The sequence below is a fragment of the Chitinimonas prasina genome (assembly GCF_030160395.1).
Taxonomy (GTDB): Bacteria; Pseudomonadota; Gammaproteobacteria; order Burkholderiales; family Chitinimonadaceae; genus Chitinimonas; species Chitinimonas prasina.
This window is the reverse complement of sequence record NZ_BSOG01000001.1, coordinates 704119-726974: the sequence shown is the minus strand read 5'-3', so window position 1 is coordinate 726974 and position 22856 is coordinate 704119. Positions and strand designations below refer to the sequence as shown.

At 62.8% G+C, this 22856-nt stretch carries 26 protein-coding genes; 20 read left to right on the top strand and 6 right to left on the bottom strand.

All coding sequences use genetic code 11. From position 1 onward, the window contains the following. Positions 1–46 precede the first annotated feature (46 nt). The 14 genes from murA to tatC all read left to right on the top strand — a co-directional run bounded on the left by murA (position 47) and on the right by tatC (position 10387). A complete protein-coding gene (gene murA, locus QQK16_RS03475) occupies positions 47–1312 on the top strand; it encodes a UDP-N-acetylglucosamine 1-carboxyvinyltransferase (RefSeq protein WP_284195031.1) in 1266 nt (421 codons plus the stop codon). 231 nt (positions 1313–1543) lie between these two features. Further along, entirely contained in the window at positions 1544–2191 is a 648-nt protein-coding gene (hisG, locus tag QQK16_RS03470) for an ATP phosphoribosyltransferase (protein WP_284195030.1), read from the top strand. Positions 2192–2272: 81 nt separating this feature from the next. Further along, on the top strand, positions 2273–3571 hold the full coding sequence (gene hisD / locus QQK16_RS03465; RefSeq protein WP_308446993.1) for a histidinol dehydrogenase: 1299 nt from the start codon (positions 2273–2275) through the stop codon (positions 3569–3571). Beyond that, on the top strand, positions 3571–4635 hold the full coding sequence (hisC, locus tag QQK16_RS03460; RefSeq protein WP_284195028.1) for a histidinol-phosphate transaminase: 1065 nt from the start codon (positions 3571–3573) through the stop codon (positions 4633–4635). The genes hisD and hisC overlap by 1 nt, the downstream gene beginning before the upstream one ends. A 71-nt stretch (positions 4636–4706) precedes the next feature. After that, on the top strand, positions 4707–5300 hold the full coding sequence (hisB, locus tag QQK16_RS03455; protein ID WP_284195027.1) for an imidazoleglycerol-phosphate dehydratase HisB: 594 nt from the start codon (positions 4707–4709) through the stop codon (positions 5298–5300). 29 nt (positions 5301–5329) lie between these two features. Beyond that, the gene (gene hisH / locus QQK16_RS03450) at positions 5330–5986 is read left to right on the top strand and encodes an imidazole glycerol phosphate synthase subunit HisH (protein ID WP_308446992.1); all 657 of its coding nucleotides are present in this window, start codon (positions 5330–5332) and stop codon (positions 5984–5986) included. A gap of 13 nt (positions 5987–5999) precedes the next feature. Continuing rightward, positions 6000–6737, top strand: a complete 738-nt coding sequence (gene hisA / locus QQK16_RS03445) for a 1-(5-phosphoribosyl)-5-[(5-phosphoribosylamino)methylideneamino]imidazole-4-carboxamide isomerase (protein WP_284195025.1) — start codon at positions 6000–6002, stop codon at positions 6735–6737. A 94-nt stretch (positions 6738–6831) separates the two neighbouring features. Then, positions 6832–7602, top strand: a complete 771-nt coding sequence (gene hisF / locus QQK16_RS03440; protein WP_284195024.1) for an imidazole glycerol phosphate synthase subunit HisF — start codon at positions 6832–6834, stop codon at positions 7600–7602. Further along, entirely contained in the window at positions 7599–7997 is a 399-nt protein-coding gene (gene hisI / locus QQK16_RS03435) for a phosphoribosyl-AMP cyclohydrolase (protein WP_284195023.1), read from the top strand. The genes hisF and hisI overlap by 4 nt, the downstream gene beginning before the upstream one ends. Before the next feature lie 187 nt (positions 7998–8184). Then, complete coding sequence (locus tag QQK16_RS03430; protein ID WP_284195022.1) at positions 8185–8517, top strand: phosphoribosyl-ATP diphosphatase; 333 nt, start codon at positions 8185–8187, stop codon at positions 8515–8517. Between the two features lie 3 nt (positions 8518–8520). After that, the gene (locus QQK16_RS03425) at positions 8521–8880 is read left to right on the top strand and encodes a histidine triad nucleotide-binding protein (RefSeq protein ID WP_284195021.1); all 360 of its coding nucleotides are present in this window, start codon (positions 8521–8523) and stop codon (positions 8878–8880) included. 47 nt (positions 8881–8927) lie between these two features. Beyond that, positions 8928–9146, top strand: coding sequence for a Sec-independent protein translocase subunit TatA (gene tatA / locus QQK16_RS03420; RefSeq protein WP_284195020.1), 219 nt, complete (start codon positions 8928–8930; stop codon positions 9144–9146). Between the two features lie 3 nt (positions 9147–9149). Beyond that, positions 9150–9626: a Sec-independent protein translocase protein TatB gene (gene tatB / locus QQK16_RS03415; RefSeq protein ID WP_284195019.1), complete on the top strand. Its 477-nt coding sequence runs from the start codon at positions 9150–9152 to the stop codon at positions 9624–9626. Between the two features lie 14 nt (positions 9627–9640). Beyond that, positions 9641–10387 carry a twin-arginine translocase subunit TatC gene (tatC, locus tag QQK16_RS03410; RefSeq protein WP_284195018.1) on the top strand — a complete coding sequence of 249 codons (747 nt, stop codon included), beginning with the start codon at positions 9641–9643 and terminating at the stop codon, positions 10385–10387. A 182-nt stretch (positions 10388–10569) separates the two neighbouring features. Here the strand turns inward: tatC and QQK16_RS03405 are convergent, their stop codons facing one another. After that, positions 10570–11739, bottom strand: a complete 1170-nt coding sequence (locus QQK16_RS03405) for a Do family serine endopeptidase (RefSeq protein WP_284195017.1) — start codon at positions 11737–11739, stop codon at positions 10570–10572. Between the two features lie 23 nt (positions 11740–11762). Between QQK16_RS03405 and QQK16_RS03400 the strand changes: the two genes are divergently transcribed. The 6 genes from QQK16_RS03400 (at position 11763) to QQK16_RS03375 (ending at position 17048) form a co-directional block, all read left to right on the top strand. After that, on the top strand, positions 11763–12509 hold the full coding sequence (locus QQK16_RS03400) for a Nif3-like dinuclear metal center hexameric protein (RefSeq protein WP_284195016.1): 747 nt from the start codon (positions 11763–11765) through the stop codon (positions 12507–12509). A 395-nt stretch (positions 12510–12904) separates the two neighbouring features. Beyond that, positions 12905–13492 (top strand): ubiquinol-cytochrome c reductase iron-sulfur subunit, encoded by a 588-nt coding sequence (gene petA / locus QQK16_RS03395; RefSeq protein ID WP_284195015.1) that lies wholly within the window; start codon positions 12905–12907, stop codon positions 13490–13492. Between the two features lie 15 nt (positions 13493–13507). Continuing rightward, positions 13508–14863 (top strand): cytochrome b, encoded by a 1356-nt coding sequence (locus tag QQK16_RS03390; protein ID WP_284195014.1) that lies wholly within the window; start codon positions 13508–13510, stop codon positions 14861–14863. Between the two features lie 18 nt (positions 14864–14881). Next, positions 14882–15700 carry a cytochrome c1 gene (locus QQK16_RS03385; protein WP_284195013.1) on the top strand — a complete coding sequence of 273 codons (819 nt, stop codon included), beginning with the start codon at positions 14882–14884 and terminating at the stop codon, positions 15698–15700. 163 nt (positions 15701–15863) lie between these two features. Next, positions 15864–16469, top strand: coding sequence for a glutathione S-transferase N-terminal domain-containing protein (locus QQK16_RS03380; RefSeq protein ID WP_284195012.1), 606 nt, complete (start codon positions 15864–15866; stop codon positions 16467–16469). Positions 16470–16553: 84 nt separating this feature from the next. Then, positions 16554–17048, top strand: a complete 495-nt coding sequence (locus QQK16_RS03375) for a ClpXP protease specificity-enhancing factor (protein WP_284195011.1) — start codon at positions 16554–16556, stop codon at positions 17046–17048. A gap of 128 nt (positions 17049–17176) precedes the next feature. On the opposite strand, the gene QQK16_RS03370 is transcribed toward QQK16_RS03375, so the two are convergent. The 5 genes from QQK16_RS03370 to purN all read right to left on the bottom strand — a co-directional run bounded on the left by QQK16_RS03370 (position 17177) and on the right by purN (position 22791). Further along, positions 17177–18772: a methyl-accepting chemotaxis protein gene (locus tag QQK16_RS03370; RefSeq protein ID WP_284195010.1), complete on the bottom strand. Its 1596-nt coding sequence runs from the start codon at positions 18770–18772 to the stop codon at positions 17177–17179. A 243-nt stretch (positions 18773–19015) separates the two neighbouring features. Continuing rightward, on the bottom strand, positions 19016–20272 hold the full coding sequence (locus QQK16_RS03365) for an RsmB/NOP family class I SAM-dependent RNA methyltransferase (RefSeq protein ID WP_439954230.1): 1257 nt from the start codon (positions 20270–20272) through the stop codon (positions 19016–19018). 11 nt (positions 20273–20283) lie between these two features. Further along, complete coding sequence (locus QQK16_RS03360; protein ID WP_284195008.1) at positions 20284–20961, bottom strand: DUF3108 domain-containing protein; 678 nt, start codon at positions 20959–20961, stop codon at positions 20284–20286. 65 nt (positions 20962–21026) lie between these two features. After that, entirely contained in the window at positions 21027–22190 is a 1164-nt protein-coding gene (locus tag QQK16_RS03355; protein WP_284195007.1) for a DUF3108 domain-containing protein, read from the bottom strand. Positions 22191–22194: 4 nt separating this feature from the next. Beyond that, positions 22195–22791: a phosphoribosylglycinamide formyltransferase gene (purN, locus tag QQK16_RS03350; RefSeq protein WP_284195006.1), complete on the bottom strand. Its 597-nt coding sequence runs from the start codon at positions 22789–22791 to the stop codon at positions 22195–22197. Positions 22792–22856: the final 65 nt, after the last annotated feature.

The following is a 22856-nucleotide window of genomic DNA, read 5'->3' as shown; positions in this document are numbered from 1 at the left end:
GTTGCGAACCTTAGCTGGCGGCCTGTTGCCGCCTTGAGAGCAAGACATGGACAAACTGAGTATTACCGGCGGCAACCCCCTCAGCGGCGAGATCACCATCTCGGGCGCCAAGAACGCGGCCTTGCCCATACTGTGCGCCTCGCTGCTGACGGCCGATACCCTGCGGTTGACCAATGTGCCGCAACTGCGTGACGTGATGACCACACAGAAGCTGCTGCAGGGCATGGGCATGCGGGTGATGACTGACAATGTGCACGAGTTCGAGCTGACCGGTGCCAGCGTGGACAAGCTGGAGGCGCCGTATGAGCTGGTGAAGACCATGCGGGCGTCCATCCTGGTGCTGGGCCCTACGCTGGCGCGCTTCGGCGAGGCCCGTGTGTCGCTGCCCGGTGGCTGCGCCATAGGCAGCCGGCCAGTGGGTGAGCACATCAAGGGCCTGCAGGCCATGGGGGCGGAGATCAATATCGAGCATGGTTATATCCATGCCCGCGCCAAGCGGCTCAAGGGCGCCCGGATCATCACCGACATGGTGACGGTGACCGGTACCGAGAACCTGCTGATGGCTGCTGTGCTGGCCGATGGCGTGAGCACCATAGAGAATGCCGCGCGCGAACCCGAGGTGGTGGACCTGGCTGAGTGCCTGATCAAGATGGGTGCCAGGATTACCGGCCACGGTACCGATACCATACGCATCGAAGGGGTGGAGCGGCTGCATGGCGCAGAGCATGCCGTGATGCCGGACCGGATCGAGACCGGCACCTTCCTCTGTGCCGTGATGATGGCCCGTGGCCGGGTGGTGCTGCGCAATACCCGTGCTGATATTCTGGATTCGGTGTTGGACAAGCTGCGCGAAGCCGGTGCTTATATCGAGGCTGGCGACGGCTGGATTGCCATCGAAATGCGGGAGCGGGCCAAGGCTGTCAGCATCCGCACCTTGCCGTATCCTGCCTTCCCCACCGATATGCAGGCCCAGTTCATGGCCATGAATACCCTGGCTACCGGTACCAGTGTCATTACCGAAACCATTTTCGAGAACCGCTTCATGCACGTCTCGGAGCTGGCGCGGATGGGGGCTGATATCCATATCGATGGCCATACTGCCGTGGTGAAGGGCGTGGACAAGCTGTCGGGCGCCACCGTGATGGCGACCGATCTGCGCGCTTCTGCCTCGCTGGTGATTGCGGGGTTGGCGGCTGAGGGCGAAACCATCGTGGATCGCATCTACCATCTGGACCGTGGTTACGAGCATATCGAGGCCAAGCTCGGTGGCGTGGGCGCTGATATCAAGCGGGTAGGTACGGCAGCCCATTGAGGCTGGCCTGACTGCGTGAGAGAACCCCGCTGTGAGCGGGGTTTTTTATGGGCGCAGGCAGGCGGTGCGTGAGGCGGGTTTTAGGTGAATTCATCTAGACAAGTTGTCTGATTGCTTGTCTAAGCGACTGAGGTGTAAATAACATTTCATTATGATGATGGTAGACAACTATTGCTCGCCAGCCTTGCCGCACACCGGCATAATCCGCCTTCTGTCGTTTTCTGCCTTGCCATGATCACCATCGCCCTGTCCAAAGGACGCATCTTCGAAGAAACCGTACCGCTGCTGGCCGCCGCGGGCATCGTGCCGAGCGAGGACCCGGAATCGTCGCGCAAGCTGATACTGGGTACCAACCGCGCTGATGTGCGGCTGGTGATCGTACGGGCTACCGATGTACCCACCTATGTGCAATATGGCGCTGCCGACCTGGGCATCGCCGGTTATGACGTGCTGCTGGAGCATGGCGGTGCGGGACTGTATCAGCCGCTGGATCTGGAGATAGCCCAGTGCAAGCTGATGGTGGCCGTGCGCGAGGGCTTTGATTACTTCGGGGCGGTCAAGCAGGGTGCCCGCCTGCGGGTGGCGACCAAGTATGTCGAATCGGCCCGCGAGCACTTTGCCCGCAAGGGTGTGCACGTCGACCTGATCAAGCTGTATGGCTCGATGGAGCTGGCGCCCCTGGTGGGGCTGGCGGATGCCATCGTCGATCTGGTCAGCACCGGTGGTACCTTGCGCGCCAACCAGCTGGTGGCAGTGGAGCACGTGCAGGATGTCAGTTCCCGCCTGGTGGTGAACCAGGCTTCGCTCAAGCTCAAGCGCCTGGGCGTACAGCCCATCATCGACGCATTCGCCCAGGCGAATGTGCATCATCACGCCTGAAGCGGATCGCTGTTGCATCCGCCCGCTACGTCTATAACAACGTCGGGCGCGGCCCGAACAGTGAAGCAGAGCCTCTCCATGATGAAACGCCTCAGCACTACCCAGATTGATTTCCAGCCCCAGTTGGCTGATTTGCTGGCCTTCGAGACGGCCCAGAATCCTCAGGTGGACGCTGATGTCGCAGCCATACTGCAGGCGGTCCGGCAGCGTGGCGATGCCGCCCTGCTGGAGTACACCCGTCGCTTTGATGGCCTGGAGGCCGCGGATATGGCTGCGTTGACGCTGCAGCCGGCCGAGTTGTTGGCCGCCTACCAGCGTCTGGCACCCGTCCAGCGAGAGGCGCTGGAGGCGGCTGCCGACAGGGTGCGGCGCTATCACCAGCGGCAGCTGCAGGCCAGCTGGCAGTACACCGAGGAGGACGGTACGGTGCTGGGCCAGGCGGTGACCCCGCTGGACCGGGTTGGCCTCTATGTGCCCGGCGGCAAGGCCAGCTATCCCTCGTCGGTGCTGATGAATGCCATTCCCGCCAAGGTGGCCGGGGTGGCCGAAATCATCATGGTGGTGCCCACCCCCAGGGGCGAGCGTAACGACCTGGTGCTGGCCGCGGCGCATATTGCCGGGGTGGACCGGGTATACACCCTGGGCGGTGCCCAGGCGGTGGCAGCATTGGCCTATGGTACGGCGACCATACCGCAGGTCGACAAGATCACCGGGCCGGGCAACCAGTATGTGGCCGCCGCCAAGCGGGCGGTGTTCGGTGTGGTGGGCATCGATATGGTGGCCGGGCCGTCTGAAATACTGGTGATCTGCGACGGCCAGACCGACCCTGACTGGGTGGCCATGGATCTGTTCAGCCAGGCCGAGCATGACGAGATAGCCCAGAGCATCCTGCTGTGCCCTGATGCGGCCTATCTGACGCAGGTGGCCGAGAGCATGGCGCGCCTGCTGCCGGGCATGCCGAGGCAGGACATCATCCGCGCCAGCCTGGCCAACCGGGGTGCCTTGATACAGGTGCGCGACCTGGCCGAAGCGGCCGAGATTGCCAATCAGATTGCGCCTGAGCACCTGGAGTTGTCGGTAGCCGACCCCTGGGCGCTGCAGGCGCAGATACGTCATGCCGGGGCCATCTTTCTGGGCCGTTATGCGTCGGAGGCGCTGGGCGACTACTGCGCCGGCCCCAACCATGTGCTGCCGACCTCGCGCACGGCGCGGTTTGCCAGCCCTTTGGGCGTGTACGATTTCCAGAAGCGCAGCAGCCTGATCTATGTGTCGGCAGCCGGGGCGCAGACGCTGGGGCGGATTGCCAGTACCCTGGCCCATGGCGAGGGGCTGCAGGCGCACGCGCTGTCGGCGGAATACCGTTTGCAGGAGGGCTGCTGATGACTTCGGCCCTGGATTATGTCCGCCCCGAGATTGTGGCGCTGTCGGCCTACCATGTGGCCGATGCCACTGGCTTGATCAAGCTCGATGCCATGGAGAATCCCTTTGGCCTGCCGCCCGATTTGCAGGCCGAGCTGGGCCGGCGGCTGGCCGTGGCGGCGCTCAACCGCTATCCCGATCCGCATGGTGGTGGGCTGAAGGAGCGCCTGCGCGAGGCGTTTGGCATTCCGGCAACGGCTGGTGTGCTGCTGGGCAATGGCTCGGACGAAATCATTACCTTGATCTGCCAGGCGCTGGCCCGGCCAGGCGCCAAGCTGCTGGCGGCCGAGCCGTCCTTTGTGATGTATCGTATGAACGCGGTATTCAGCCGGCTGGAGTATGTGGGCGTACCCCTGCGGCCGGATTTTGCGCTGGATCTGCCTGCCATGCTGGCCGCCATGGCCCTGCATCAGCCTGCCGTGGTGTTCCTGGCCTACCCCAACAACCCGACCGGGCCGCGCTATGCCCGCGCCGAGGTGGAGGCGATCCTGGCGCAGGCGCCAGGGCTGGTGGTGGTGGATGAGGCCTATACTGCCTTTGCCGATGACAGCCTGATGGCCCTGGCCGGCGAGCATCCGCGCCTGTTGGTGATGCGTACGCTGTCCAAGCTGGGCTTGGCCGGTATACGGCTGGGCTATGCGGCGGCCCAGCCACAGTGGATGGACCAACTGGACAAGGTGAGGCCACCGTATAACGTGAATGTGCTGACCCAGGTGGCGGCCATGTTTGCCCTGGAGCACAAGGCGGTGTTCGACCAGCAGGCGCTGTTGCTGCGGCAGGAACGGGCAAGGCTGGCCGAGGGGCTGGCAGGCACGGCAGGAGTGACGGTGTTTCCCTCCGAAGCCAACTTCGTGCTGGCGCGTGTGCCTGATGCGCCGCGTTGCTTTGCGGCGCTCAAGGCGGCCGGCATATTGATCAAGAACCTGCATGGCGCCCATCCGCTGCTGCAGCACTGCCTGCGCTTTACCGTGGGTACCCCGGACGAGAATAGCCGGGTATTGTCCAGCCTGCCGGCGTGCCTGTAGCGCGTGCCAGCTATCTGCGCGGGCAAGCTTGCCGCTTTTCCTCCTGCCCGGAACCTTTCAGAGCCTTAGTCATGAGAACAGCTACCGTCAGCCGCAACACCCTGGAAACCCAGATCACCGTGACCCTGAACCTGGATGGCACGGGCCAGAGCCGTTTTGATACCGGCGTGCCGTTTCTTGAGCACATGCTGGACCAGGTGGCTCGCCATGGCCTGGTGGATCTCGATATTGTGGCGCGGGGCGACCTGCATATCGATGCCCACCATACGGTCGAGGATATCGGCATCACCGTGGGCCAGGCCCTGGCCAAGGCCCTGGGTGACAAGAAGGGTATACGCCGCTACGGCCATGCCTATGTGCCGCTGGACGAGGCCTTGAGCCGGGTAGTGATAGACCTGTCGGGCAGACCGGGGCTGGACTATGGGGTGGAATATACGCGCGCCAGCATAGGTCAGTTCGATGTGGACCTGTTCAGCGAGTTTTTCCATGGCTTCGTCAACCACGGCATGGTGACTCTGCATATCGACAACCTGAAGGGCAAGAACGCCCATCACCAGGCCGAGACCATCTTCAAGGCCTTTGGCCGTGCTTTGCGCATGGCGGTAGAGGTGGATGAGCGGGCGGCGGGCAGCATGCCCTCGACCAAGGGAACGCTGACCGCCTGAGGCGGTTGGCATTGCGTGAGAGCATGTCGATGAAGATAGCCGTGATTGATTACGGTATGGGTAATCTGCGCTCGGTGACCCATGCGCTGGAGCATGTGGCGCCGGAGGCGACAATACAGCTGAGCAGTGATCCGGCGGTGATTGCCGCCGCCGACAAGATCGTGTTCCCTGGACAGGGGGCCATGCGCGACTGCATGCGTGAGCTACTGGCCCGCGATCTGCGCCCAGCTGTGCTGGCAGCCGCCGCCAGCAAGCCCTTTTTGGGGATATGCGTGGGGGCGCAGCTGTTGTTTGAGCTGAGCGAGGAGGGCGGCAACACACCGGCGCTGGGCTTGTTCCCCGGGCAGGTCAGGCGTTTTGAGGCCGAGCGCATGGTGGCCGCCGACGGCAGCAGGCTGAAGGTGCCGCACATGGGCTGGAACGAGGTATGGCAAACCCGGCCGCATCCCTTGTGGCAGGGTATTGCAGACGGGTCGCGCTTCTATTTTGTCCACAGCTACTATATGGATACGCCTGATGCGGCGCTGCCGGTGGGGCGTAGCGACTATCCGTTTCCCTTCACCGTTGCCGTGGCCCGCGCTAATATCTTTGCCACCCAGTTTCACCCCGAGAAAAGCCATGCTGCCGGCCTGCAATTGCTGAAGAATTTCGTAGCCTGGGACGGCACGGTTCAACCTGCTCAATAAGCTGAAGAACATCATGCTCATCATTCCCGCAATCGACCTGAAAGATGGTCAGTGCGTGCGCCTGAAACAAGGCGAAATGGACTCTGCCGACGTCTTTGGCGACCCGGCCGAAATGGCGCAGCGCTGGCTGGATGCGGGTGCCCGCCGCCTGCACCTGGTGGACCTCAACGGCGCCTTTGCTGGCAAGCCCAAGAACCTGGAGGCCGTGCGCGCCATCCTGGAGGTGGTGGGTAGCGAGATACCGGTGCAGCTGGGAGGGGGCATACGCGACCTGGAGACCATAGAGAAGTACCTGGAGGCCGGTCTGCGCTACGTCATCATCGGTACGGCGGCCGTCAAGACGCCGGGCTTTCTGCATGAGGCTTGCGATGCGTTTCCCGGCTCGGTGATCGTGGGCCTGGATGCCAAGGACGGCAAGGTGGCCATTGATGGCTGGAGCAAGATCACCGGCCATGATGTGGTTGATCTGGCCAAGCGTTTCGAGGATTACGGCGTGGAGTCGGTGATCTACACCGACATAGGCCGCGATGGCATGCTCAGTGGCGTGAATATCGAGGCGACGGTCAAGCTGGCCCAGAGCCTGACCATACCGGTCATTGCTTCGGGCGGGCTGACCAATCTGGATGATGTGCAAAAGCTCTGCGCTGTTGAAGGCGAGGGCGTCAGCGGGGTGATTGCCGGCCGCTCCATCTACCAGGGAACGCTGGACTTTGCCGCTGCCCAGCAACTGGCTGACGAGCTGGGTGGCTGAACTGCTTGTCGGGGCGGGGCGGCAGGGCTGGACCTGAGCCGGCTGCCTTGTTCCTTCCTCATTCTCATTTTCGATTTCGCTGCACAGGCCCGCCATGCTCGCCAAACGCATCATTCCCTGTCTGGACGTTACCGATGGCCGCGTGGTCAAGGGCGTGAATTTTGTTGGCCTGCGCGATGCAGGCGACCCGGTGGAGATTGCCCGCCGTTACGACCAGCAGGGCGCTGATGAGCTGACTTTCCTGGATATCACGGCCAGCTCCGATAACCGCGACCTGATACTGCACATCATCGAGGCTGTGGCCGAGCAGGTGTTTATCCCGCTGACGGTCGGTGGCGGTGTGCGCAAAGTCGAGGATGTGCGGCGCCTGCTCAATGCCGGTGCCGATAAAGTGGGTATCAACACCACGGCGGTGACCCGGCCGGAGGTGGTGGAGGAGGCGGCCGGCTATTTTGGCTCGCAAGCCATTGTGGTGGCCATCGACGCCAAACGGGTCAGTGCGCCCGATGCCGCGCCGCGCTGGGAGGTGTATACCCACGGCGGACGCAATGCCACCGGGCTGGATGCGGTGGCGTGGGCGCTGGAGATGCAGCGCCGGGGGGCAGGCGAGATACTGCTGACCAGCATGGATCGCGATGGCACGCGTTCGGGTTTTGACCTGGCGCTGACCCGTGCAGTCAGCGATGCGCTGACCATACCGGTGATCGCCTCGGGTGGCGTGGGCAAGCTGCAGGACCTGGCCGACGGCATCAAGCTGGGCCGTGCCGATGCGGTGCTGGCCGCCAGCATCTTCCATTTTGGTGACCATACCGTGGGAGAAGCCAAGCAGCTGATGCGCCAGCAGGGTATAGAGGTAAGGCTATGAGCAGTTGGCTGGATGAGGTGCGCTGGGATGCCCAGGGCCTGGTGACGGCGATTGCGCAGGATGCGCACAGCCAGCGGATACTGATGGTGGCCTATATGAACCGGGAGTCGCTGCAGCTGACGGCGCAGACCGGTATCGCCCATTATTTTTCCCGCTCGCGCCAGCGGCTGTGGAAAAAAGGCGAGGCATCAGGGCATTTGCAAACCGTCAGCGAGTTACGGCTCGACTGCGATGGCGATGTGATCGTGATGCAGATTGCCCAGGCCGGTGGCATTGCCTGCCATACCGGCCGCGAGAGCTGCTTGTACCGCAAGCTGGTGGATGAGCAGTGGGTGGTGACGGATGCGGTACTGAAAGACCCTGATGCCATCTATGGTGGCCACACTGGCCATTAGCCGGCAGCGTAGCCTGCTCCCAAGAAAGAGCCGGGCTTGCGCTGGATAGGCGCATTTGCAACGACCGCGCTGGCGGCTGCGGCTTTTTTTACTGCGCCAGTGTTGCGCGCCATGCGCATCCGCGCAGACTTGTCACCCAACTGTCTTTTTCCCCGCCTATAATCGCCCGTCTTGTTGAGCCACCCATATGATCAACCCCGACATACTCTATCGCATCGCCCAGACCCTGGAAGACCGCAAAGGGACTGACCCGGCGTCTTCCTATACCGCCAAGCTGATGGACAAGGGCCTGGATGCCATCCTGAAGAAGGTGGGCGAGGAGGCGGTGGAGACCGTGATGGCGGCCAAGGATGGCGACCGCCTGCATCTGGTGTACGAGGTGGCCGACCTGTGGTTTCACACCCTGGTGCTGTTGTCGCACCAGGGCCTGGGCCCGAATGATGTGCTGGCTGAATTGGCCCGGCGCGAGGGGATTTCGGGCATAGATGAAAAAAATGCGCGCACGGCGGGCAAGGAGTAGGCAATGAGTGATAACTGCATTTTCTGCAAGATAGCGCAGGGGCAGATACCGTCGAACAAGGTGTACGAGGATGACGATGTGATCGCCTTCCACGATATACACCCGATTGCGAACGTTCACTTCCTGATCGTGCCTAAGCGCCATATCGAATCGCTGTTGACCCTGGTGCCGGATGACCAGGCCTTGCTGGGCAAGGTGCTGGCGCTGGCGCCGCAGCTGGCGCGTGAGCAGGGTCTGGGTGAGGGCTTCCGCACCATGATCAATACGGGCGCCAAGGGCGGTCAATCGGTTTTCCACCTGCATCTTCATGTGTTCGGCGGCGGTGGCAAGGCCGAAACCATGATGGCGCAGCTGGTACAGTAAACAACGCCGTGCTTGAGCACGGCGGCAACGTTGGGAGAGGTAGCAAAATGGGTTCCTTCAGTATTTGGCATTGGCTGCTCGTGCTGGTTATCGTGGTGCTGGTATTCGGCACCAAGAAGCTGGGCGGCGTGGGCAAGGATCTGGGTTCGGCCATCAAGGGCTTCAAGGAAGGCATGAAGTCGGATGATGACAAGCCCAAGATTGCCGAGAAACCGGTGGAAGGCGCCCGGGTGTTCGAGAACGAAGCCAGCAAGGACAAGCGCTAAGCCGTGTTTGATATCAGTTTTGGCGAGCTCTTGGTGGTGGGGGTGGTGGCCCTGGTGGTCATCGGCCCGGAGCGCTTGCCCAAGGTCGCCCGCACGCTGGGCAGCATGGTGGGGCGTTTGCAACGCTATGTGGCCGGCGTGAAGGCCGATATCCAGCGTGAGATAGACCTCGATAGCCTGCGCCAGATGGAAGCCGAGATGAATGAGGCTGGGCGCACGATGCACCAGCAGCTGAATGGCGAGCTGAAAGAGGTGAACCAGGATCTGCAGGGGGTGCTGGGCGAGGCGCGTGACGCGACGGCGGATCCCCTCGGGCATTCTGCGGCGGACCAGGCTGCGTTGGCGGCCGGCACGCCCGAGGCGCCGCAGTTCGACCTGTTTGCCCCGCCTACCACTACCACGCCGCCGCTTGAGATAGCGCCTATCAGCCCCCTGCCCGAGCCTGCCGCACAGTCCAGCGCTGTGCGTGACCGTCGCTGAGCGACTGGATAGTCATGCAACAAGACCTGCAACCCCTGATCGAGCACCTGATCGAGCTTCGCAGCCGGCTGGTGCGCGCCGTGCTGCTGATGGTGGTGGCATTTTGCCTGCTGTTCAATTGGGCTGGCGATCTCTATCACCTGCTCGCCATGCCCATGCTCAAGGCCATGAAGGTGGGCAGCCAGATGATAGCCACCGATGTGACCTCCAGTTTCTTTGTGCCCATGAAGGTGGCGGGCATGGTGGCTTTTCTGCTGACCTTGCCGCATACCCTGTACCAGGCCTGGGCCTTTGTGGCGCCGGGCCTGTACCAGCATGAGAAGCGCTTGATACTGCCCTTGATCGTTTCCAGCGTGGTGCTGTTCCTGGTCGGCATGGCCTTTGCCTATTTCCTGGTGTTCCCCGTGGTGTTCGGTTTTATGACCGGTGTCACACCCGAGGGGGTGGCCATGATGACGGATATCGATAAATACCTGAGCTTTGTGCTGGGTATGTTCCTGGCCTTTGGCGCTACCTTTGAGACACCGGTGATTGTGATGGTGCTGGTACGCATGGGCATTGTGACCGTGGCCAAGCTGCGCGAGGCCCGGCCCTATGTGATCGTGGGCGCCTTTGTGATTGCGGCCGTGGTGACCCCGCCTGATGTGTTGTCCCAGGTCATGCTGGCGGTGCCGCTGTGGCTGTTGTTTGAGCTGGGTGTGGTGCTGGCCGCCTGGCTGATGGTGCCCAAGCAGGCGGAGAATACTGAGGCTTCGGGCTAGGCTGGCGGGCAAAGGGCAGCGATGCCCAGTCCAATCGGCCGCGCTGGATTCGCCATGAAAAACACCCCAATAGCCTGGATCTGTGTCCGGGCCTTGGGGTGTTTTGTATCAGGCGGGGGGTAGGCGTCGCAAGCAAAACCCGGCGTAGCGGTTCAGGCTAAGTGAGCGCGCGCTGGCGGCGCTTATTCCTCGCCTGGGTCGCTGGCCAGTGGTGGGCGCTTGCCTATCTTGACCTTGTATTCCTGCGGCTTGCCGCCGCGCAGTACCTTGATGCTGGCTTCCTGGCCGGGCTTCTGGTTGGCCACCAGGTTCAGCATGCCGTTGAAGTCATGGATGGCTTCGTCATTGACGGCAATCAGCACATCGCCAGGCTTGACGCCGCCACGGTCGGCGGGGCCGCCTCTCACCACGCCATTGATCAATACGCCTTCGGTGCCTTCGGCCAGGTTGAAGCTGGCCGCCAGCTCGGGCGTCAGGTCCTGGGTGTCCACCCCTATCCAGCCACGGGTGACGGCGCCGTCCTTGATGATCTGTTCCATCACGCTCTTTACCGTGCTGGCGGGAATGGCGAAGCCTATGCCCACGGCGCTGCCGGTTTGCGAATAGATGGCGCTGTTGATGCCCACCAGATTGCCGGCGTTATCAACCAGTGCGCCGCCGGAGTTGCCGGGATTGATGGCGGCATCGGTCTGGATGAAGTTCTCGAAGGGATTGATGCCCAGATTGGTCCGCCCCAAGGCAGAGACGATGCCCATGGTGACGGTCTGGCCCACGCCAAAGGGGTTGCCTATGGCCAGGACTACGTCGCCGACATTGAGCTTCTCGACCTGGCCGAAGGTGATGGCAGGCAGGTTGGGCAGATCGATCTTGATCACGGCCAGATCGGTTTCAGGGTCGGCGCCCACTACGATGGCGGTGGTGGTGCGGCCGTCCGACAGGGCCACCTGGATTTCGTCGGCTGAGGCCACCACATGGTTGTTGGTGATGATATAGCCCTGCGCCGACACGATGACGCCAGAGCCCAGGCTGGAGGTGCGCTGGCTTTCGCTATTCTCAAAGCGGTCGCCGAAGAAGCGGCGGAACAGCGGGTCGTCCAGCAACGGGTGGCGCCGTTTCTTGATTTCCTTGCTGGTATAGATGTTTACCACGCTGGGCATGGCATGGCGTACCGCTTCGCGGTAACTGATATTGCCAGGCAGGTGCACGGGGGCTTCCACCGCGGGTGCTTCGCGCAGCGTGACCACATCGGCCATCTGCTTGGGTATCCAGCCCGGCTTGAGCAGGGTGAGCAAAAACCAGACCGCCAGACCCACGGTGGTGGTTTGTGCGAAAATCAGCCAGAGTTTTTTCATGTGATTTGCGAACGGCGGCCGCTATGTTATTGCGTGAGTTGGAAAATTATACCGGACAACTGCTCCAGCAAGACCGTTACAAAGACTATGCCCCTAATGGCGTGCAAGTCGAGGGGCGTGCCCAAGTGCAGCGCCTGCTGTGTGGCGTGACGGCCAGCGAAGCTTTGATCGATGCTGCCATCGCCTGGGAGGCAGATGCCATCCTGGTGCATCACGGCTATTTCTGGAAAGGCGAGGATGCCCGGGTGGTGGGCAGCAAGCGTCGCCGCCTGGGCAAGCTGCTGCAGCATGATATCAGCCTGCTGGCCTACCATCTGCCGCTGGATGCGCATCCGGAGCTGGGCAACAACGCCAGCCTGGGGGCGTTGCTGGGCCTGGTGGCGGAGGGGCGCTTTGGTGAGCAGGAGCTGGGCTGGCTGGGTGTGCCGCAGCAGGCGTGCAGCCTGGCGGGGTTTGCCCAGCGGGTCGAGGCCAGCCTGGGGCGGCGGCCCCTGGTGATTGGTGAGGGCGACCGGCCGGTGCGGCGGGTGGGCTGGTGTACGGGCGGGGCGCAGGGTTATTTTGCCGCGGCCATTGCGGCGGGTTGCGATGTCTTTCTGACCGGCGAGGCGTCCGAGCACAACTACCATGCCGCGCTGGAGCATGGTGTGGCCTTTGTCGCGGCGGGCCACCATGCCACCGAACGCTATGGGGTGCAGGCGCTGGCGGCCCATCTGGCCGGCCAGTTTGGGCTGGATACCCATTATGTGGAATTGGCCAACCCGATCTGATGCCGCCTGGTCATGGCGGGCTGTTGCAGGTGGTTGTTTGGGTGTTGCTGTGGCGCCGAAAGTACAGTGCCGGGGGGGCTTTCAATAACCCCTTTGCGGCAAAGGCTTATCCAAGCTGGGGGAATCGGTTAAAATCACCTAGTTTAGGTTCTGTTGTGATGTGCTTCTGCCTGAGGCAGATGACAACAGAGCCTAAGAGCTGCTGACAAAACCCTCCCGGTGTTGTGGCGCAAGCTTGTCGTACCCCAGGTACAGCCTACGCTTGCGCACATGGCCGGTGTTGCTGTGCTGGGTCTTGTCGGCTGCTCTCAGTGCCGTCGGTCTCGGTAAGCAGACCTGCTGCCGGCATCCTGGGTTTACACATTTCAAAAAAGTCAGAAAGTCAGGGACTGGGTATGACGAATCAAGTGGACAACAGCAAGCGGCGCTTCCTGACGCTCGCGACCGGCGCCGTGGGTGGCGTCGCCGTGGTCGGGGTCGCCACGCCCTTTATTGCCAGCTTCTTCCCGTCTGAGCGTGCCAAGGCTGCCGGTGCGCCGGTAGAGGTGGACATCAGCAAGCTCGAGCCAGGCCAGAAGATAGACGTCGAGTGGCGCGGCAAGCCGGTGTGGGTAGTGAACCGCACCAAGGAAATGGTGGATAGCCTTGCCAAGATCGAAAGCAAGCTGACCGACCCCGACTCGAACGGCAGCGATCAGCCGGAGTACGCCAAGAACAAGACGCGTGCCCGTGCCGACAAGGCCAATATACTGGTGGCCCTGGGGGTGTGTACCCACCTGGGCTGCTCGCCGACTTTCCGTCCCGATCTGGCCCCGGCTGATCTCGGTGCGGACTGGATGGGTGGTTTCTACTGCCCTTGCCACGGCTCCAAGTTCGACCTGGCAGGCCGCGTCTATTCCGGCGTGCCCGCTCCCAAGAACCTCGACATACCGCCCTACAAGTACCTGAATGATGCGGTGTTGCTGGTCGGCGAAGACAAATAAGAGGGAAGGCCTGAAATGAGCAAGCTGCAAGCCCTGACGAATACCGTGGTGAACTGGGTGGATGACCGGTTCCCGGTGACGGCATCATGGAAAGCGCATATGTCCGAGTACTATGCGCCCAAGAACTTCAACTTCTGGTACTACTTCGGTTCGCTGGCCCTGTTGGTGCTGGTGATACAGATTGTCACCGGTATCTTCCTGACGATGAACTACAAGCCGGATGGGTCGCTGATCCCCGGCACCAATGTGTCGGTCGCCTTCAATTCGGTCGAATACATCATGCGCGATGTGGCGGGTGGCTGGATCATCCGCTACATGCACTCCACCGGCGCCTCCATGTTCTTCGTGGTGGTGTATCTGCACATGTTCCGTGGTCTGGTCTATGGCTCCTACAAGCAGCCACGCGAACTGATCTGGATCTTCGGCATGCTGATCTTCCTGTGCCTTATGGCCGAAGCCTTCCTGGGCTATCTGCTGCCATGGGGCCAGATGTCGTTCTGGGGTGCGCAGGTGATCGTCAACCTGTTTGCTTCCATCCCGGTGATCGGGCCTGACCTGTCGGTGTGGATACGGGGTGACTTCGTGGTGTCCGATGCGACCCTGAACCGCTTCTTTGCCCTGCACGTGATTGCCGTGCCGCTGGTCCTGTTGGGCCTGGTGGTGGCTCACCTGGTAGCGCTGCACGAAGTGGGTTCGAACAACCCCGATGGCGTCGAAATCAAGAAGAACAAGGATCCCAAGACCGGCATTCCGCTGGATGGCATCCCCATGCACCCCTACTACACCATCAAGGATATCTTTGGTGTGGCGGTGTTCCTGGTGATCTTCAGCTATGTGGTGTTCTTTGCGCCGGAGATGGGCGGCTTCTTCCTGGAGCACCCCAACTTCGATCCGGCTGACCCGCTGAAGACCCCGCCGCATATTGCACCGGTCTGGTACTTCACGCCTTACTACGCCATCCTGCGCGCCATTCCGTCCTTCCTGGGTACCCAGGTATGGGGTGTGATAGGCATGGGTGCGGCTGTGGTGATCATTGCCTTCCTGCCCTGGCTGGATCGCAGCCCGGTCAAGTCCATCCGCTATCGTGGCAAGAAGTTCAAGACGGCCCTGGTGCTGTTCCTGATCTCCTTTATCGGCCTGGGTATCCTGGGTGCCAAGGCACCGACTGAGCTGCGCACCATCCTGTCGCAGATCTTCAGTGTCATCTACTTCGGCTTCTTCCTGCTCATGCCGTTCTATACCAAGAACGACCCAGGTACCGAGCCGGTGCCGGCACGCGTTACCGAAACCAATACCTCGCGCCAGCTGGCATTCCTGATGTACGTGGGTATCGCCATCCTTGGTTCGTTTGTGTTCGCCAAGCTGGTTTGATCGAGGGAGACGAATAAGATGAAAAACAAGATTGCCCGGATTATCGCCGCCTGTGCCTTGCTGGCCCCGCTGACCGCCCTGGCGGCCTCTGGCGGTGTCGCGCTGGACAAGGTTGAGCTGCGTGTCGCCAATGCCGAATCGGTGCAGCGCGGCGCCAAGGTGTTCGTGAACTACTGCTTGTCGTGCCATGGCGCCAGCTCCATGCGCTATAACCGCCTGACCGACCTGGGGTTGAGCGAGCAGCAGATCAAGGACAACCTGATGTTCGCCACCGACAAGGTGGGCGACCCGATGCGCGTGGCCATGCAGGCCAAGGACGGCAAGGCCTGGTTTGGCGCCACCCCGCCCGACCTGACCCTGATTGCCCGCTCGCGTGGTGCCGATTGGCTCTACACCTATCTGCGCAGCTTCTACCGCGACAGCAGCCGTCCCACTGGCTGGAACAACGCGGTGTTCGACAAGGTTGGCATGCCGCATGTGCTGTGGCAGCTGCAGGGCGACCTGGAACTGCGTACCATCGAGGGCAAGGCTGAGGCCAAGGGCCCGGTGGCGCGCTCCTGGGAGACGGTGGAGCATGTGAACGGCAAGGATAAGATCACCACCCACCAGCTGGTGCTGACCAAGGCGGGCGAACTGACCCGCCTGGAAGACGGCAAGGCCAATATGCTCGACTTTGACGAGCGTATGACCGACCTGACCAACTACATGGTGTGGATGAGCGAACCGGCCCAGGTGAAGCGCGAGAGCATAGGCTACAGCGTGCTGCTGTTCCTGATCTTCTTGCTGGTGCCCATGACCTATATCCTGAAGCGCGAGTACTGGAGCGACCTGCACTAAGCCTGCTCCGCAGCTGTGTGGTCCTGCAGTCGGAAACGGGAGGTGATTCCTCCCGTTTTCTTTTTTGAATCAGTTGCTTATGTTGCTTTTCTGGCTATTTGCCTAGGCAAAATGCTAAACTCGATCGTTTACGACTATTGCCGTTGATGGAGATCCCCCGCTTATGATGACCCTGTACTCCGGCACTTCCTGCCCTTTCAGCCACCGCTGCCGTATTGTCCTGTTCGAAAAGGGCATGGACTTCCAGATCGTTGACGTGGACATACACAACAAGCCGGAAGACCTGGCCGTGATGAACCCGTACAACGAAGTGCCTGTGCTGGTCGAGCGCGACCTGTGCCTGTACGAATCCAACATCATCAACGAATACATTGATGAGCGCTTCCCGCATCCGCAGCTGATGCCGGCCGACCCCATCATGCGCGGCCGTGCCCGCCTGATGCTGTTCAACTTCGAGCGCGAACTGTTCGTGCATGTGCGTACCCTGGAGAACAGCGCGTCCAGCAAGAAGGACCTGGAGAAGGCCCGCACCACCATCCGTGACAACCTGGGCCAGATCGCGCCGCTGTTTGCCAAGCAGAAGTTCATGCTGGGCGAAGAGTTCTCCATGCTGGACGTGGCGATTGCGCCCCTGCTGTGGCGTCTGGAGCACTACGGCGTGGAAGTGTCCAAGCCGATGGCACCCATCCTCAAGTACGCCGAGCGTCTGTTCGGCCGTCAGGCGTTTATCGATTCGATGACGCCTAACGAAAAAGCCATGCGCAAATGATGTAAGGCGTGATGGGCCCGACCGGCCATGCCGTGTCGGGCCTATTGCCTTGTACCGACTCCTTCCTTCTCCTACGCGAAGCGCATGAAACCAGTTCCGATCAAGCCTTACCTGATGCGCGCCATCCACGAATGGTGCTCCGACCACGGCTATACGCCTTATCTGGTGGTCGCCGTGCGCGGCAAGATGCAGGTGCCCATGGAGTTCGTGAAGAATGGCGAGATCACCCTCAATGTGAGCTATAACGCCACCCGCAATATGCAGCTGGGTGACGATTATGTGCACTTCTCGGCACGCTTCAATGGCGTGTCCCGCGACATCGCCGTGCCCATAGGCGCCGTGGTATCCCTGTTTGCCCGCGAGACGGGCGAGGGCATGGCCTGGGAGCCGGAGTTCGCCGAAGCGGGTGAGGAGGAGCACGGCGAGGAACGCGTCAGCGCCTTGCGGCCGGTGTCGCCCAGCGTGCCGGAAGCCGTGGTGCTGAAGGAGGATGCCAAGGAGGCACCGCCGGCCGATGATGAGGAACCGCCACCCGCTGCCCCGCCTGCAGGGCGTGGGCATCTGCGCGTGGTGAAGTAGGCCTTTGAACAGGCTCTTACTGCTGCGCATCCAAAAAAACACGCCGATGGCGTGTTTTTTTGCTTTATCGGCCTGACAACTTGGGCGGCGAGCACCACAGCAAGGCCGCTGGGATGTCGCCGGTAGTACTACGCCGGCCCATCCGGCGGCAACCGGAAGCGGTGCGCTATTTCCTGCAATTGCTGGGACTGTTCATTCAGGCGCTCGGATGTGGCGGACAGCTCTTCGGAGGAGGCGGCATTGGTCTGGGTAGTGGCAGACAGGCGGCTGGCGGACAAGGCTATCTGTTCCAGGCCATTGCGTTGTTCGCGACTGGCGGCGGCGATCTGTTGAACCAGTTCGGCGGTCCGGCGTATGGATGGCTCGACCTGGTCAAGCAGGTGGCCGGCCTGTTCGGCCTGGTCCACGCTGTTCAGGGATAGTTGGCCTATCTCCTCGGCGGCGGTACGGCTACGCTCGGCCAGTTTGCGTACCTCGGTGGCGACTACGCCAAAGCCCTTGCCGCTTTGCCCGGCGCGGGCAGCCTCGATGGCGGCATTCAGGGCCAGCATATTGGTCTGGAAGGCGATATCGTCTATCAAGGCTACTTTGCGGGCAATTTCACGCATGGCCTGTACGGTCTGCTGCGCCGATATCCTGGCCTGACTGGCAGCGTCTGCCGCCTGCCAGGCAATGGCATCGGTGGTCTGTGCATGGCTAGCGTTGAGGCTGACGCTGGCGCTCATCTGGGTCAGGGCGGCGCTGGCTTCTTCCACATTGGCGGCTTGCTCCGAGGTGGTGGCGCTGAGCGCCTGCGAAGCGGCGGCCACGTGGCCGGAAGCCGAAACGGTGACGGCGGCAGAGGCATGCAGCTCGGTCACGACTTGGCGCAGGCTGTCGACCATATGCTGCATGGCATGCAGCTGGCTGTCGCTGTCGTTGCGGTGCGTTTGCACGGCAACCGACAGATCGCCCTCTGCTACCCGCCTGGCGATATCGGCTGCGTATTCAGGCTCGCCACCTACCTGCCTGAGTACCTGGCGAGTCAGCCACAGCGCTACGCCGGTGATCAGGCAGAAGCCGGCCAGCACCAGCAGGCCCAGGCTGGCCATGCCATGGCTGACCTGGGCGGCAACGTCCTCCACTGGCACCGTCACTGAAACTACACCACGTACATCGCCCACCTTCCAGTCGCGCTTGGGGGAGTCGGGGTGGCTGTTATGGCAGCTGACGCAGGCCTGCTGCATGCGGTCGGCAACGGCATAGCGGGCGTAGAGCCGGTCGCCCACGCGCTGCAGGGTTTGCTGGGGGATGTCGGGATTGCGTTCCAGCGCGGTGATGCTGGCCAGCTCGAAGGCATCGTAGCTTTCGGTGGCCACCCGGTTGGGGAAGGGGTGGCGGCTATAGAGGCGGATAGCCGTGCCGGGGTAGTCCTTGCTGATGGCGGTGCCCAGGGCTTTGACCAGGGTGGCAGGCAAGGGCAGGGTATTGGGCTGCTCGCGGAAGTTGGCACCGAAATGCATGCCTGCGGCACCCGCCCGGGTGGTGATCTCGCTGGTATAGAAGGCGCGCAGCACGGTGGTCTGCTGGGCCAGGGTCTGGGCGGCCTTGATGCCGGCGGTGCGCACCATCTGTTCACGCAATTGCATGGTAAGGGCGACGCAGGCCAGCGCCACGGCAGCGCCCACCAGCAGTATGGGCAGCAGCAGGCGCTGGGTCAGGCTGCTTCTGGGCAGTAGGCGCATGGGCCTCCGGGTGCACAAGAATATATTGGCTACATGAGCAGCATAGCCAACATTTCCTGCCGCCTCGGCGTGATTTATGAACTTCAGCCACTGACCGCTGCAGCGGATTCAAAACACGCCGCGCGCTGCGCGGTGACGCCCGTACCCGTCATTCACCTACGCCAGCCTAGGATGAGCACTCAACACAGGACCGGTGATCAGGGGCGCCCGCACTTGCCGGGCAGGCGGCCCATCATCGCTAGATCAGGCCTTGCGTGTCATCACGGCGGCGAAGAAGCCGTCGCAGCCGTGTATCTGCGGGTGCAGCTGCAGGTAGTTGCCTGTGTCGAGGTCTACCCGCTGTTCCTTCAAGACCTGGCTGGCGGGAATCAGCTCGAAGCCGGGGTGGGCGGCCAGGAAGGCTTCGACTATGCCCTGGTTTTCGCGCGGCAGTATGCTGCAGGTGGCGTAGACCAGCCGGCCACCGACCTTTACCAGGCGGGCGGCCGAGGCCAGGATGGCGGTCTGCTTCTGGTTCAGTTCGTCCACGCTGGTGGCGCTCTGGCGGAACTTGAGGTCGGGGTTGCGGCGCAGGGTGCCCATGCCGGAGCAGGGGGCGTCGACCAGCACGCGGTCCAGCTTGCCGGCCAGGCGCTTGATGCGGCTGTCGTTCTCGCTCTCTATGCGCTGTGGCTGGACATTGGACAGGCCGGAACGTGCCAGGCGGGGCTTGAGGTTGGCCAGCCGCTTCTCGGAGACATCAAACGCATACAGGCGGCCGCTGGAGGCCATCAGCATGCCCAGCAGCAGCGTCTTGCCGCCCGCGCCGGCACAGAAGTCGGCCACCATCTCGCCGCGCTTGGGGCCAACCAGCAGGCCCAGCAGCTGGCTGCCTTCGTCCTGCACTTCGATGGCGCCTTCGGTGAACAGGGTGTGGCGGTTGATGGCGGGCTTGCCTGCCAGCCGCAGGCCGAAAGGCGAGTAGGGCGTGGGGCTGTGTTCGTAGCCCAGGGCTTCCAGTTCGGCCTGGACGGCCTCGCGCTTCATCTTGAGGGTGTTGACGCGCAGGTCCAGCGGAGCGGGCTGGGACAGGGCTCGGCCCAGGCTGAGGATGTCGTCGTCGCTCATGCCACTGGCCTGCAGCTCGCTGCCTACCCACTCGGGCAGCTCGGCCCGTTCGGCCAGGGTCAGGGTTTCCAGCTTGAAGGCTTTGACGCCGGCCAGGAAGGCGCGCTCGTCCTCGCGCGAGACGATGGGCTCGAATTCGCGCAGGTTGCGGCCACCACGTATCAGCCAGGCCAGCAGGAGCCGGCGGGGGCTGTTGTCTTCGCCGCAGATGCGGTCCAGTGCGAACTTCTGCCGCATGACGCCAAACACCGCTTCGGCGATGAAGTGCCGGTTCTGGCTGCCCAGCTTGGGGTTCTCGCGGAAGTAGCGCGACAGTACGGCATCGGCCGGTGCGGCGAAGGACAGGGCGTTGCGCAAGGCATCCAGGGCGGCGTGGAATTGTTCTTGATTCAGTGGGGGCATGGTTATTCCAGTTGGTATTCGATGTGTTTGGCGATCAGCTGCAGCTCGCCCTTGTCGTCGTGGCGGACGATCTTGACGGGCAGGTTGGCGTAATCGGTGGCGAGCCAGAACTCGGTGCGCTTGTCACCATCCGGGGCGCGCCAGATACGGGTGGCCGTTTGCTTGCCCATGAGGGCGAACGGGCTGCCAGTGCTGGCGGTAAAGGCGTCATCACGCAGCTTGCGGCCGGTGATGATCTGCAGATTGGCGGTGGTCTTGGTGCCCAGCCAGGCGAGCTGGAAGGGCAGGGTGTTGAGATCCTGCGCGCCGCTGTCTAGCGGGGCGCTTTGCAAGGCGTCGGCCTGGCCATAGCTGACTTGCCGGGTGCGCCAGTCAAACTGGGCCTGCTGGCGCGGGGTGCTGCTGCTGCCACGGAACTCGCCGTAGCTGCTGGGGCGCAAGCCGGCGGGCGTCAGCTCGCCTTCGCTGTGATAGCGGATGCGGGAACCCAGGATGGGGGTGATCTCGGTATCCAGTGTGTACTTGCTGCCTTCCCGCTGCCAGCGTTGTACGGCCTCGCCCACCGGCAGGCCACTCAGCCTTGCTTCGTAGGTGATGCGGGCCTGGCGTGGCAGGTCGGCGGCCTGGAGCGCAGTGGCGGCCAGGAGGCTGAGGGTCAGTAGCAGGGAACGTGCAATCATGATGCGTGCCTTGAGCGTTGGGGATGGCGACCACCTTAGTGGCTGGCGGCTGACCTCCTGCTGAATCAACGGTCTCTCTCGCGGGGTGCGGCGCGTGCCAGCACGGTATTGCCGTCAAAAGCGACCTCGACGGCGATCATGTCCTGCACGGCTTCGCCATCATCGCTGCGTATGCGCACGGGCAGATTGTGCCAGTCGGGCGCCAGGTAGAACTCGAAGCGGCGCTTCTCATGGCTGCCGGACAGGACCAGGGTGGGCACCTTGATGCCGGACAGGGTCAGCGTCGTTTCGCCTATCAGCTTGAATGGCACAGTATAGGTCTTGCGGCCGCTGACCACCTGCATGGTGAAGTCGGGCAGCCTGCTGCCCTGCAGGGCGAACTGGTAGGGTGCGGAGAACATGTCCTGGGCGCCTTCCTGCAGCGGCGCAGTCTGGCGCTTGGCGGGCTCGCCAAAGCTGACCTGCTGTGCGGGCCAGTCGAACTCCACCAAGTAGCGGGGGGCGGGCTTGCGGTTTCGCCACTCGGTAAAGCGCTTGGGCCGTAGGCCGTGGGGGCCGACCTCGCCCTCGCTTTTCCATTCGTAGGTCTGGCCCAGGAAGCTACCCAGCAGGTCTATCTCATATTCATCACCATCCTGGCGCCATTTGAGCTTGGCCAGTGCCACGCCTTTGATCAGGTAGCTGACGTCGATCTGGCGGGGGAAAGGGCCATCCAGCACCGGGCGCGCGGCGGCGGTGGCAGCAGCCGGTACGACGGTGACGGTGGGCTCGGGTGGCGTCACTACCGCGATGGCGGTGGCCGGTGGGCTGGGTTCGGCTGTTGCGGCCACCTGGGGGGGCGATACTGGCGCTTGGGGCGCTGGTGTGCTGGGTTTGGGTGGGGGGGCAGCCGGCTTGGGGGGCGGCACGATGGGTTGGGGCGGTGCCCCGGGCGCAGCCGGCGCCGTGGCCTCAGACAGGATAGGGGCAGGGCTGGCCGGTACGGCCGGCAGGCCTAGCTGCACCTGCAGGGCGTCGAGCGGCTGGATGCCTGCCAGCAGCCGACGGCTGGCATGGTCTGCCAGCTGCCTGCCCTGGAGCGTGCGCTGCGAGGGCTGGATCAGCGGGGTGTCGGTCAGTGGGTCGTGCTGCCACCACAGCCACAGGGTATCGCCCAGGCTGGCAGTGAGGTGCAGCAGCAGGGAGGTGAGTAGGGCGATGAGGAAGAGCGGCGACAGCCTGGCTCGCATAGACCTATCCGAGATGACGGACACGCAGTCCGTCCACTTCCAGCCGACCTTGGACAAACGCCTGCACGGCGGCGGGGTAGAGCCGGTGTTCCTCTGCCAGCACTCGCTGGGCCAGACTGGTCTCGGTGTCGTCGTCCAGCACCGGCACAGCAGCCTGGAACACGATGGGGCCATGATCAAGCTCGGCCGTGACGAAGTGGACGGTACAGCCGGCCAGCTTGCAGCCTGCATCGATGGCGCGCTGGTGGGTATGCAGGCCGGGGAAGGCGGGTAGCAAGGAGGGGTGGATATTGAACATCCGGCCTGCGTAATGCTGGGTGAAGGCGGGCGTCAGTATGCGCATGAAGCCGGCCAGCACCACCAGATCGGGCTGGAAGCTGTCTATGCGGGCGGCCAGTTCGGTATCGAAGGCTTCGCGGCTGGCGTATTGCTTGTGATCGAGCGCGACGGTGGCAATACCGCGTTCAGCCGCCCAGGCCAGGCCAGCCGCATCGGGCCGGTTGGCAATGACGGCGGCGATGTGCGCGCCGGGGATGGCGGCTTCGACGATGGCCTGCATATTGGAGCCACGGCCGGAGATCAGGATGACGATGTTTTTCATAGGTGCAGCGGCTATCCTGCGGGCCTGGCTGCTTGGCCAAGCGCCGCGATGGCATATCGGACGGG